At 56.5% G+C, this 12,177-nt stretch carries 10 protein-coding genes; 6 read left to right on the forward strand and 4 right to left on the reverse strand.

What is annotated here, in order from left to right; translation table 11 throughout:
- Positions 1-224 precede the first annotated feature (224 nt).
- Positions 225-1,160: a bile acid:sodium symporter family protein gene (locus tag ACO6BQ_RS09970; protein WP_489120722.1), complete on the reverse strand. Its 936-nt coding sequence runs from the start codon at positions 1,158-1,160 to the stop codon at positions 225-227.
- 19 nt (positions 1,161-1,179) lie between these two features.
- Entirely contained in the window at positions 1,180-2,196 is a 1,017-nt protein-coding gene (gene trpD / locus ACO6BQ_RS09975) for an anthranilate phosphoribosyltransferase (protein ID WP_489120723.1), read from the reverse strand.
- Positions 2,197-2,335: 139 nt separating this feature from the next.
- On the opposite strand from trpD, the gene ACO6BQ_RS09980 reads away from it, so the two are divergent.
- From ACO6BQ_RS09980 to ACO6BQ_RS09990, 3 genes are read left to right on the forward strand one after another with little or no spacing between them, the layout of a single operon-like run.
- On the forward strand, positions 2,336-3,019 hold the full coding sequence (locus tag ACO6BQ_RS09980; RefSeq protein ID WP_489120724.1) for a vitamin B12 dependent-methionine synthase activation domain-containing protein: 684 nt from the start codon (positions 2,336-2,338) through the stop codon (positions 3,017-3,019).
- A gap of 27 nt (positions 3,020-3,046) precedes the next feature.
- Positions 3,047-5,455, forward strand: a complete 2,409-nt coding sequence (locus ACO6BQ_RS09985) for a homocysteine S-methyltransferase family protein (protein ID WP_489120725.1) — start codon at positions 3,047-3,049, stop codon at positions 5,453-5,455.
- Between the two features lie 20 nt (positions 5,456-5,475).
- Positions 5,476-7,260 (forward strand): bifunctional homocysteine S-methyltransferase/methylenetetrahydrofolate reductase, encoded by a 1,785-nt coding sequence (locus ACO6BQ_RS09990; protein WP_489120726.1) that lies wholly within the window; start codon positions 5,476-5,478, stop codon positions 7,258-7,260.
- Positions 7,261-7,302: 42 nt separating this feature from the next.
- On the opposite strand, the gene ACO6BQ_RS09995 is transcribed toward ACO6BQ_RS09990, so the two are convergent.
- Together ACO6BQ_RS09995 and ACO6BQ_RS10000 are read right to left on the reverse strand one after the other, a co-directional pair.
- Entirely contained in the window at positions 7,303-7,863 is a 561-nt protein-coding gene (locus tag ACO6BQ_RS09995) for a hypothetical protein (RefSeq protein WP_489120727.1), read from the reverse strand.
- A gap of 10 nt (positions 7,864-7,873) precedes the next feature.
- Positions 7,874-8,962, reverse strand: a complete 1,089-nt coding sequence (locus ACO6BQ_RS10000) for a dipeptide epimerase (protein WP_489120729.1) — start codon at positions 8,960-8,962, stop codon at positions 7,874-7,876.
- Positions 8,963-9,103: 141 nt separating this feature from the next.
- Between ACO6BQ_RS10000 and ACO6BQ_RS10005 the strand changes: the two genes are divergently transcribed.
- From ACO6BQ_RS10005 to rfbC, 3 genes are all read left to right on the forward strand, one after another.
- Positions 9,104-10,267, forward strand: coding sequence for a DUF819 family protein (locus ACO6BQ_RS10005; protein ID WP_489120730.1), 1,164 nt, complete (start codon positions 9,104-9,106; stop codon positions 10,265-10,267).
- Positions 10,268-10,381: 114 nt separating this feature from the next.
- The gene (gene rfbA / locus ACO6BQ_RS10010) at positions 10,382-11,257 is read left to right on the forward strand and encodes a glucose-1-phosphate thymidylyltransferase RfbA (RefSeq protein WP_489120731.1); all 876 of its coding nucleotides are present in this window, start codon (positions 10,382-10,384) and stop codon (positions 11,255-11,257) included.
- 9 nt (positions 11,258-11,266) lie between these two features.
- Positions 11,267-11,827 carry a dTDP-4-dehydrorhamnose 3,5-epimerase gene (rfbC, locus tag ACO6BQ_RS10015; RefSeq protein ID WP_489120732.1) on the forward strand — a complete coding sequence of 187 codons (561 nt, stop codon included), beginning with the start codon at positions 11,267-11,269 and terminating at the stop codon, positions 11,825-11,827.
- Positions 11,828-12,177 lie beyond the last annotated feature (350 nt).

Genomic DNA, 12,177 nt, shown 5'->3' on the forward strand with positions numbered 1-12,177 from the left:
TCGGACGAAAAAATCTACGCCAATCTGACGGACTTCATTTTATCAGCGATTCCTTTAATTTCATTCAGTCATCTCTTTTAATGATTACCCAATGGGCATGACAACAGCTGACGCCCTATCTTGTCGAAGCAAGGACGTTTCTTTTGGGTATAATTCGATGCAAATTAAAAAACTCCTCTAAAAGTCCTAAAAGATTTTAGAGGAGTTTTTGAATAAAATTTGTGTCAGACGGTTTTTTTCATACGACTGGACAGGTAGTTTGCGGCAAGCGATCCCGAAATGTTATGCCAAACGCTGAAGAGTGCGCCGGGGATGGCGGCCGCTGCACCAAAGTGAAGGAGTGCGAGAGAGGTCGCAAGTCCTGAATTCTGCATTCCAACTTCGATGGAGACGGCTTTGACCTTTGCCATATCCATACCGAGTGTCTTTGCCACGACAAAGCCGAGTGCATAGCCGAGGAGGTTGTGGCACATGACGACGACCATGATGAGTGCGCCCGTCTCGATGATGCGGGCTGCGTTTGCCGAGACAACACCACCCACGATGAGGACGATGGCAATGACGGAGATGAGCGGGAGGATTTTGACCGCCTTTTGGACGGGACGCTCAAAGAAGTGGTTGATGAGGATGCCAAGGAAGATTGGTGCGATGACGACCTGCGCGATGGAGATCATCATCTTCTCTGCCGGGATGTCAATCCACTGACCTGCAAGCCAGAGGGTGAGGAGCGGGGTCATAATCGGTGCGAGGAGAGTGGATGCCATCGTCATGGAGACGGAGAGTGCCACATCGCCGCGTGCGAGGTATGTCATGACATTCGACGATGTGCCGCCGGGGCAGGTGCCGACGAGGATCACACCCGCCGCGAGTTCGGGCGGAAGCGAAAATGCGTGTGCAAGTCCCCACGCGAGGAGCGGCATGATGCCGAACTGTGCGACCGTGCCAATGAGGACGTCGCGCGGACGCTGCAGGACGAGCTTAAAATCTTCGAAGCGAAGCGTCATCCCCATGCCGAACATGACGATGCCGAGCAGAATCGTGATATATGGAACCGTCCAGATGAATGTCCACGGCTGAAAGAGCGAGATGCCCGCGATCAGAATGACGAAGAATGCCATATAACGGGAGACAAAATTGCTGAGTTGTTCGAGTGCCTGCATAGATGCAAACTCCTTCCATTTATTGAGAGATGCGGATGAAATCTTCGAGCTTTCGGAGTGCCGAGCCGTCGGCGATGGTCTGTCGTGCAGCCGCAATGCCGTCTGCAATGGAGGGCGCGGCACCGCCGATGTAGATGGCCGCCCCTGCGTTCAGGAGGCAGACATCCGCGCGAGCATCTGTGATCTCTCCGCTGAGGATGCCGCGTGTGACAGCCGCGTTCTCGTCGGGCTTACCGCCGCGAATCGCTTCCTTTGCTGCGGGTGTGATGCCGAAGTCCTCGGGGCGGATCTCATAGGAGCGCTCCCAGCCGTCTGAGATCTCGTGCATGAGGGTCGGTGCACCGATGCTGATCTCATCCATGCCGTCTGTGCCGTGGACAATCAGTGCGCGCCTTACTCCGAGTTCGGGGAGCACTTTTGCAAGCGGGCGCAGCAGATGTGCACTGTAAACACCAAGCAGCATATAGGAGGGACGAGCCGGATTTGTTAAGGGCCCCAAGATGTTGAATACGGTGCGGATACCGAGCTCGCGGCGGATCGCGCCGACGTGCTTCATCGACTGATGATACCGCTGGGCAAAGAGGAATGCCATGCCGACCGTGTCCAGTTCTTCGCGTACCTTTGCAGGCGGCTGATCGATGTTCACGCCAAGTGCCTCAAGGCAGTCGGCCGTGCCGCTCCACGAGGAGGCCGCGCGGTTGCCGTGCTTGCAGACCTTGAGTCCGGCCGCAGCAGCGAGGAACGATGCGGTGGTGGACACATTGATGCTGCCCGAGTGGTCGCCGCCCGTGCCGACGATATCGACGACCTCCATATCGTGTTCGACACGCTCCGCATGTTCACGCATCGCCGCCGCAGAACCCGAGATTTCGTCAATCGTCTCCATGCCGCTGCTCTTTGTGGAGAGCGCGGCGAGGTAGGCGGCATTCTCGACCGCAGAGGTCTCGCCCGACATGATCTCGTTCAGGACCGCATATGCTTCGTCGTAGGTAAGATCCTCCTTGCCTACAACCTTTTTGATCGCTTCTTTTATCATTCGATTTCCCCCCTGAAAAGAAAAAGACAGGGCAGTATTATAGCACACATATCATGACATGACAAAAGTATATTTGTGAGAAGCGGGGGGATGTGCTATAATCTCTTAATCTTGTGTACTATACTATATAGGAGAGGCTATGTTTGAACCGCGTTTTACAACGCTGAATATGAATGAGATCCTAAAGTATCTCGGCTTTTGTGGGCAGGAGCTGACGGAGGAGATTGCGGCGCAGATTCGTCGCTGTACGGATGAGGTGCTGGCAGCGGCGACGCCTCGTTTGACATATCGTCACGCTCCTCTTGAAGATGGGGCTGTGCTCGGCGTGACGTTTGCAGGAAATGACATCCCTCGGATGCTTGAGCCGTGTGAGGAGGTTGTGCTCTTTGGTGCGACCCTCGGCCCCGGTGTCGAGCGTCTGATGATGCGCTATGAGGTCGTGAATGCGGCGGACTCCGTCATCATGGATGCGTGTGCGAGTACGGCGATTGAGAATATCTGCAACAACTTTGAGAGTGATATGCGCCGCGCTGTGGAGGCCGAGGGGCGTTATTTGACGGATCGCTTCAGCCCCGGCTACGGTGACCTGCCAATTGCGGAGCAGCCGAAATTCTTTGCACTGCTCGATATGACGCGGCGTATCGGTGTCTCGCTGACGCCAACGACGATCATGGTGCCGCGCAAGTCCGTGACGGCGATTATGGGGATTGCACGTACGCCGCAGCCGCACCGACCACCCGACTGCGAGCACTGCCTTATGTTTCTAAACTGCCCATTCCGCAAAGCGGGGCGCAGGTGCAGAGAAGGGGCAAAAACACAATAACGGTATGAAAAATATGGGAGATATGGAATGAACGATATCATTATATTGGATGGGGGCATGGGTACGCAGCTGCAGGCGCGCGGTCTTGCCCCCGGGGAGCGACCGGAGCTGTTCGGCTTGGAGCACCCCGATGTGATCGAGGAGATCCATCGGAACTACATTGCGGCGGGCAGCCGTGTCATCTACAGCAACACCTTCGGCGCGAACGGTCATAAGCTCGAGGGGACGGGCAAGACGGTCGCCGAGGTCATCGGGGAGAACGTCCGCACGGCACGCCGAGCAGCCGAGAACTCCGGTACGCAGGGGGTGCGTGTCGCACTCGACATCGGCCCCATTGGAGAGTTGGTCGAACCGCTTGGAACGCTCTCGTTTGAGGCAGCGTACGAGCTCTTTCGTGAGATGGTGGTCGCGGGCGAGGAGGCGGGGGCGGATCTCGTCATCTTCGAGACGCTGACTGACCTCTACGAGGTCAAGGCGGCGGTGCTCGCGGCGAAGGAACATACAAAGCTGCCGATCTGGGTGACGATGACGTTCGAGCAGAATGGACGCACCTTCCTTGGCGCGGCCGTCCCATCCGTTGCGGTCACGCTTGATGCGCTCGGTGTCGCTGCGCTCGGTGTGAACTGTTCGCTCGGCCCCGTGGAGCTTCTGCCGATTGTGGACGAGCTGATGGAGTGGACGGATCTGCCGATTATCGTCAAGCCGAACGCGGGACTTCCTGACCCTCGTACGGGTGCGTATGAGATGACGGCGGAGGACTTTGGTCGTGAGATGGCAGCGTTTGCACAGCGCGGTGCGCTCATCATGGGGGGCTGCTGCGGCACAACCCCCGAATTTATTCGTGCACTCACAGCAGCGGTTGCTGAGGGGGCGTCGGAGCGTCCCGCACGGAAAAAACGCAAGGGTGTTGCATCACCGGGGCGCGTCGCGGAGTACGGCAAGCTCAATGTCATTGGCGAGCGCATCAATCCGACAGGCAAGAAGCGTCTGCAACAGGCACTCCTTGAGGAGGACTACGGCTATATCAAGAAACTTGCGATATCCCAGCAGGAGGCGGGCGCGCAGGTGCTTGACATCAATGTCGGTGCGCAGGGCGTGGATGAGGAGAAGATCATCCCGTATGTCGTCAAAGCGGTGCAGAGTGTTGTTGATCTGCCGTTGCAGATTGACTCGGCAAACCCGAAGGTGATCGAGGCTGCTCTGCGCGTCACGAACGGGCGCGTCATCATCAACTCGGTGAGCGGCGAGCGTGAGCGCATGGATGCCATCTTCCCACTCGCGAAGCACTACGGGGCGGCAGTCCTCGGGCTGGCGATGGACGAGAGCGGACTCCCAGAGACGGCGGCGCAGCGCGTTGCAATTGCCGAGCGCATTGTCGCGGAGGCAGAAAAATACGGTCTTGACCGCGAGGATATCATCATCGACTGTCTGACGCTCACAGTCTCGGCGCAGCAGACGCAGGCGATGGAGACCCTGCGTGCCGTGCGCGAGGTGCACGAACGGCTCGGTCTTCACTGCGCGCTCGGTGTGAGCAATATTTCGTTCGGTCTGCCCGCGCGTGGACATATGACGGAGAATTTCCTCATACAGGCGATGCACGTTGGTTTGGATTTCCCGATCATCAATCCGAATACGAAGGGCGTCATGGATGCCGTTGTATCCTTCCGCGCGGTGTCGGGGGAGGATGTGGACTGCGCCGCCTACATCGAGCGTTTTGCTCCCGAGCAGGCAGAGATGCGCCGCCGCAAGGAACTCGGCATTACGGGCGATGAAGTGGCGGGAGCGGTACAGACTGCCGCAGCGGACAGTGCGGGCGAGGTCGACCCGCTGATGGACGCGATCATTCGCGGGCTCAGTGACGATGCAGAGCGCATCACGCGGAAGCTCCTCACGGAGATGGCACCGATGGACATCATACAGGAGAAGGTCATCCCTGCGCTTGATATCGTGGGTGACCGCTACGAAAAGGAAATCATCTTCCTCCCACAGCTCATCAATGCGGCAAATGCTGCGACGGCGGGGCTTGAGCTCATCAAGGTGCGCCTCGCCGAAGCGGGCGAGGGGGTGTCGAAGGGGAAGATCATCCTCGCGACTGTTGAGGGCGACATTCACGATATCGGCAAGAATATCGTCAAAGTCGTCCTCGAGAATTACGGCTATCAGATCATTGACCTTGGGCGTGACGTGCCTGTCACGCGTGTTGTGGAGGTTGCCATCGAAAAGAAGGTCGGGCTCATCGGCCTTTCGGCATTGATGACGACGACGGTCACGGCGATGAAAAAGACCATCGAAGCCCTGCACGAGGCGGGACATCCGTGCGAGACGGTCGTCGGCGGGGCAGTGTTGACGGAGGACTATGCAAAGGAAATCGGTGCGGATCACTATGCGGGCGATGCGCGCAGCATTGTTGAGATTGCACGCCGCGTACTCGGATAAAGCAGGGAGGCTGAACAGACATGAGCCAGGAGCGTATGGCAATACGGGAACATCTGAAAAAAGAGCCGCTCGTCTTTGACGGCGGCATGGGCACCTATTATGCTCAAAAGACGCATACGCGCGGCAAGGGCGTGGAACTCGCAAACATCGAGACCCCGATCGTGGTCGAGGAAATCCATACGGAGTACCTGCGTGCGGGAGCGCAGGCAATCAAGACGAATACCTTTGCGGCAAATCGTATCGTCTACCAAGGAGACACGGCGACCGTTGAACGGATCATTCGTGCAGGATGGGAGATTGCCGCGCGAACGGCAGAGCCGTTCAATGCGTATGTCTTTGCCGATATCGGTCCTGTTACGGGACTGCCGCCTGCGGATATCATCGAGGAATACCGCTTCCTTTCCGATATCTTTCTCGCGATGGGCGCACGTCACTTTATCTTTGAGACGAACTCCTCGATTGAGGGGCTGGTCGAGACGGCGGCCCATATCAAGCAGGTCTGTCCCGAGGCGTTCGTTCTGACTTCGTTTTCTGCCTTTCCCGGCGGCTATACGCGGGATGGTTTCTTTGTCGAGGAGCTCGTGCGAGAGGCAGCTGCGAGCGGTTACATCGACGCGGTCGGTTTCAACTGTGTCAGCGGCGTTCAGTCCATGAAGGAGCTCGTACATCTCCTCGGCACATGTCCGCTGCTGCTCTCTTTGATGCCGAATGCGGGGCATCCGATCGTCATTGACGGGCGCACCTTCTATGAGAGTGCACCGAACTATTTCGGTGACGGGCTTGCGGCACTGGTGCGTGAGGGAGTCTCCATCGTTGGCGGCTGCTGCGGTACGACACCGGAGCATATCCGTGCACTGTGTCTTGCACTTGCAGACAGCGGACGCGTATCGACAGAGCACGTGGGGCAGGCGGAACACCCATCGCTTGAAACGTCGCACAGCGCGTTCTTCGAGGCGTTGAAAACGGGAGGAACACCCATCGCCGTCGAACTCGACCCGCCTGAGGTCGGCAATGCGGACAAATTCATGGCGGGTGCACGGGAGTTGATGGAGGCGGGCGTTCATGCAATCACCATTGCAGACAATCCCATCGCGCGTGCCCGCATGGATGCGGCGATGCTCGCGGGGCGTGTACAGCGCAGCCTCGGACTTGAGCCGATCCCGCACATGACCTGCCGCGACCGCAATCTCAACGCGATCAAGTCCATTCTCCTCGGTCTGAGCGCCGAGGGGGTGCACAATATCATTGCGATTACGGGCGACCCCATTCCGACGGCGGAGCGCGACGAGGTGAAGAGCGTCTACCAGTTCAACTCGCGCAAGCTGACCTCATTTATTAAAAGCCTCGGCGAGCGCGGCGATGTCGTACCGTTTCATGTATTCGGTGCACTTAACGTGAATGCAAAGCATTTCCCGTCACAGCTCGGGCTCGCCAAAAAGAAGCTGGAGGCGGGCATGACGGGATTCTTTACGCAGCCTGTTCTCAGTGAACGAGCAAAGGAGAATCTGCGGACGGCACGCGACACGCTGCCAGGGGCATTCATCCTCGGCGGCATCATGCCCGTTGTCAGCGAGCGCAATGCCCGTTTTATGGAAAGCGAGATTTCGGGGATTCACGTCGAGGAGCGCATTATCAACGCCTATCATGGATTGAATCGTGCGGAGGCGGAAGAACTTGCCGTGCAGCTCTCCCTTGAGATTGCAAAGGACATCACGCCATACATCGACGGTTACTATATCATCACGCCGTTTGCGCGGACGGCACTGGTTGCGCGCATCGTTAAGGGGCTCAAAGGAACAATATAAAAACAGCCGACGTTGACTCTGTTACGGTCAACGTCGACTGTCTTAGTGTACGATGCTTCCTATTGTCATCGGTAGCGTATGCGATGCCCCTGCCATTGCGCGCAGGTCGGCTGCGGATTTCTCCGCCCAGATTGCTGCAACCTTCTTTTGGAATGCAAGCACCGAGAGCGGTGCTTTTTTCTGTGCCCGCACATTCGCACGAATGATTTCCGTGAACTCCTCGGGGACGCTTGCCGTTCTCTGTGCGAGGAGTATTTTCAGTCTCGTATCGACGAGATAGAGGTGGATCGTGGGATCGGCAAGACTTTTTTCATCTGGCAGCAGCTCTTCCTTTACGAGCGATAGGGAGAGCGGCGCGTCGCCCCAGCCGTCCTTGAAGATGCCATCGATGCGATAGAGGAGGAAGAGAACGCCGTCCACTTCCGTCACGGCAAGCTCGATCTCACCCGTGCGGAACGCCTCGACAGCGATGGCATCCGTGCGCGAGAGCTGGAGCAGGAACATCATGCCGTTTTTGTCGACCTGAAACATACCGCCGTCCGTCTGTGCGAGGATCGGCAGGGGGAATGGCTCACCGACGGCAAAATTAACTGATGTGCTCATGCACGCCTCCTCACAGCATCCTGAGTCCCTGTACACCGCGAATACCGAGTCCCGGCGCAGTGGATGCAGTAATGTTTTTCTCGTCAAATACGGCACCGCCCTCAATCGGATCCTCGCTGCAAAGGACGGGACCGTCGAGATCGATGCGTGTCACAATCTTCTTTGCGCAGGCAAGTGCCACAGCGGCGTTGACGGAGATTTTTGCCTCGAGCATACAGCCGAGCATACACTCTATGCCGTAGATTTCCGCCGCCGCGATGATTTTCTGTGCGGGGTAGAGCCCGCCGCATTTCATGAGTTTGATGTTCACCATGTCGGCGGCGTGCAGCTGCATGATGCGCAGAGCCTCGGCAGGAGAAAATACAGCCTCGTCCGCAAGCACGGGGATATCGCTCTCACGTGTGACGTAGGCAAGGCCGTCAATGTCCGCTGCGGCGACAGGCTGCTCGACGAGCTCGATGTCAAGGCCCTTTTCTGCCATCTGTGCGAGAATCCGTACGGCCTCGCGTGGCTTCCACGCCTGATTTGCGTCGATGCGGATGCGTACATCTTTGCCGACTGCCTCACGCACGGCAGATAGGCGCGCCACATCGAGCGAGGGATCGACACCGACTTTGATCTTGAGGGTATCGTAGCCGCGTGCAATCGCATCGCGTGCATCGCGTGCCATCTCGTCGGGGGCATTTACGCTGATTGTGATATCCGTGACGATGCCGTCCTTTGCGCCGCCGAGGAGCTTGTGCACGGGGATGTTCCACAGCTGTCCGTAGAGATCGTAGAGTGCCATGTCGACGGCTGCCTTTGCCGAGGAGTTGTGGATGAGCGCGGTTTGTACGGACTGGATCAGATCCTCGAACTCGTTTACATCGCGGCCAATGAGCAGGGGAGCAAGATGCGTACGGATTGCGTCAATGATGCCGCCCGTCGTATCGCCCGTGACAACGCCTGTCGGCGGTGCTTCACCATAGCCCGTTGCACCCGTATCTGTGCGGATGAGTACGATGACGTCCTCTACGCTGTCCACGCGCCGCCGCGCTGTTTTGAACGGGACACGCAGGGGGACGGAGAGCATTCCAAGCTCGACCTTTGTGATTTTCATGGGAATCCTCCTTTTGTATACAGAATTCTTTCATATATGAGAGTAATTTGGGAAAGAAGTCCATTGTGTTCATTTATTGCTTTATTATATAATCATTATCGTGATTCTTCAAGGAATTATATTAACGAAGGAGTGTATGTCATGATTACGGACGGATTTACCTATGTCGCCGTGCTCATCCTGCTTGCAGGTGCACTGGTGACGCTTGAGAAGGGAACGGGGTGGACGCTGTTCCGCTACCTGCCTGCCGTCGTGCTCGTCTATCTCATCTCCATGCTGCTGTGCACGGTCGGCACGTGGGATATGGCGGCGACAAAGCCGGCGTATGCGGGGCTGAAAAATTCGCTGACGTATGCGATGGTTTTTACCATGCTGCTGCGCTGCGACATTCGCAAGGTGCTCAAGCTCGGTCCACGGATGCTGCTTGGCTTTTTCTCTGCGTCCGTGACTATCATGATCGGCTTTATCGTCGCGTTTCTCGTTATGAAGAACTTTATCGGTGGGGATTCGTGGATGGCACTCGGTGCACTCTGCGGTTCGTGGCTCGGCGGTTCGGGCAACATGGTTGCCGTGCAGGCGGCACTTGGTGTGTCGGAGGCGGATATGGGCTATGCGCTCGTGGTCGACTCGATTGACTACTCCATCTGGGTCATGTTCCTGCTCTGGCTCATCACGCTTGCACTGCGTTTCAACAAGTGGAATAAGGCAGATACGACTCAGCTTGATGCCGTGTCACGCAGCCTTGAGGAGGATGCAAAGCTGAATACGGGGGCGATCACATTCCAGAGCCTCATCCTCCTGCTTGGTACAGCACTTGTCGTTTCGGCGGTCGGCGCGAACGTCGGCAAGATGCTCAATGCCGCAGTACCGTTCTTTGACAAGGCAACGTGGACAATCCTCTTTATCACGGCACTTGGACTCATCGGTGCAGTCTCGCCGCTCGGAGGTGTGGCGGGGTCGGCAGAGATGTCGAATGTCCTGCTCTACTCTGTCATTGCACTGCTCGCCTCGCGTGCGTCTCTGCTCGAGCTCGGTGATGCGCCCTACTGGATCTTGACGGGTTTCATCATTCTCGGCGTCCACTTTACACTCATGTTCCTCCTTGCACGTCTCTTCAAACTCGATATGTTCACTGCGTGTGTTGCCTCACTTGCAAACATCGGCGGCACGGCATCCGCGCCTGTACTTGCGGGCACGTATTCCGGCTCGCTTGTCCCTGTCGGCATTCTGATGGCACTGATGGGTTACGTCATCGGTACACCGTTTGGCATTCTCGTTGCACATACAATGGAAATGTTCAAGTAGATACGAAAAGGATTCGTTCAAAAACCTGTCGCGTGAAAATGCGGCAGGCTTTTCTTGCCTTATCTCGCAAAACGTCATAAAATGAAATGCAAATAAATGCAGAGAGGTGACGGGATGATAAAGAAGGGAATTATTCTTGCGGGTGGCTCGGGAACACGCCTCTATCCGCTCACGAAGGTTGTATCCAAGCAGCTCATGCCGGTCTACGACAAGCCGATGATCTACTATCCGTTGAGCGCACTGATGCTTGCGGGAATCAAGGACATCCTCATCATCACCACGCCGAACGACAGTGCGCTCTATCGCGAGCTGCTCGGTGACGGCAGCCAGCTGGGGATATCTATTTCCTACGCTGTGCAGCCGAGTCCGGACGGACTCGCACAGGCGTTCATCATCGGGGCAGACTTTATTGCGGGCGAGGGCTGTGCACTTGTGCTCGGTGATAACATTTTCTACGGCTCGAACTTCGCGCAGGTTCTGCAGCGTGCTGTGCGGCGGGATGACGGGGCGACCGTCTTTGCCTACTACGTCTCCGATCCCGAGCGTTACGGCGTTGTCTCCTTCGATGATGCAGGAAATGCACTCACACTTGAGGAAAAGCCCAAAGAGCCGCAGTCAAACTATGCTGTCACGGGGCTTTACTTTTATGACAGCGACATCGTTGAGATCGCGCACGGCATCCGTCCGTCGGCACGTGGAGAGCTCGAGATTACGGATGTCAACAAGGCGTATCTTGCGGCGGGGAAGCTCCACGTGGAACGACTGCGGCGCGGCTATGCGTGGCTCGATACGGGAACCCACGAGTCACTGCTCTCGGCGGCTGCATTTGTTCAGACCATACAGGCGCGGCAGGGGCTCAAGATCTCCTGCATCGAGGAAATCGCTTACCGCATGGGCTACATCGACGCGGAGCAGGTGCTGCGTCTTGCCGAGCCTCTCGCCAAGAATGAATATGGTGTTTATTTGAAGCGACTTATCAAGGATATATAGGAGTATTGTATGAATGTAATTGAAACAGCACTTGCGGGCGTTCGCATCCTTGAGCCGCAGGTGTTCGGCGATGCGCGCGGCTGGTTTATGGAGAGCTGGTCGAAAAAGAAGATGGAGGATGCGGGCATTCTCGTTGACTTTGTGCAGGACAATCATTCCTTCTCGGCGCAGAAGGGAACACTGCGCGGCCTGCATTATCAGCTCAACCCGATGGCACAGGCAAAGCTGCTGCGTGTCTCGCGCGGTGCAATCTTCGATGTTGCCGTCGACATTCGCCGCGGCTCGCCGACGTATGCAAAATGGGTCGGTGTTGAGCTCACGGCGGAAAATGCGCGTCAGCTCTTCATTCCGCGCGGCTTTGCCCACGGATTCATCACACTGACTGATGACGTCGAGGTGCAGTATAAGGCGGACAACTTCTATGCGCCGACGTGCGACGGAAATATCCGCTGGGACGACCCCGAGATCGGCGTTGCGTGGCCTCTTGCGCCAGTTGTGCTTTCGGAGAAAGATGCAAAAGCTCCACTGCTTTCCGCACGGACGGAACTCAATTTTACTTACAGCGTGTAGGGGTTAGCAACTTTTGTCAAAAGAAATGCAAAAAACTTGAAAAAGGGGGTTGACGAGTAGAAGTCTCCTGTGTTATATTATGAAAGTCGCGCCGATGAGAGCTGCGAGGAACTGCAAAGAACCTTGAAGCCTTACGCGGTGCAGGATGTACCCTGAAAACTACACAATGCAAAACATGTTAGAGGAAACTCTAACAGCCAGATGCAACATCGTTGATGTTAGTCAACGAACACAATTCTTTTACAAGAATGACATAATGAGCCAACAGGCTCTCGGATAGAAGTGGTAACACTTTCTTTAGCGGAGAGTTTGATCCTGGCTCAGGACGAACGCTGGCGGCGTGCTTAACA

The sequence above is a fragment of the Centipeda sp. (in: firmicutes) genome, from assembly GCF_057271695.1.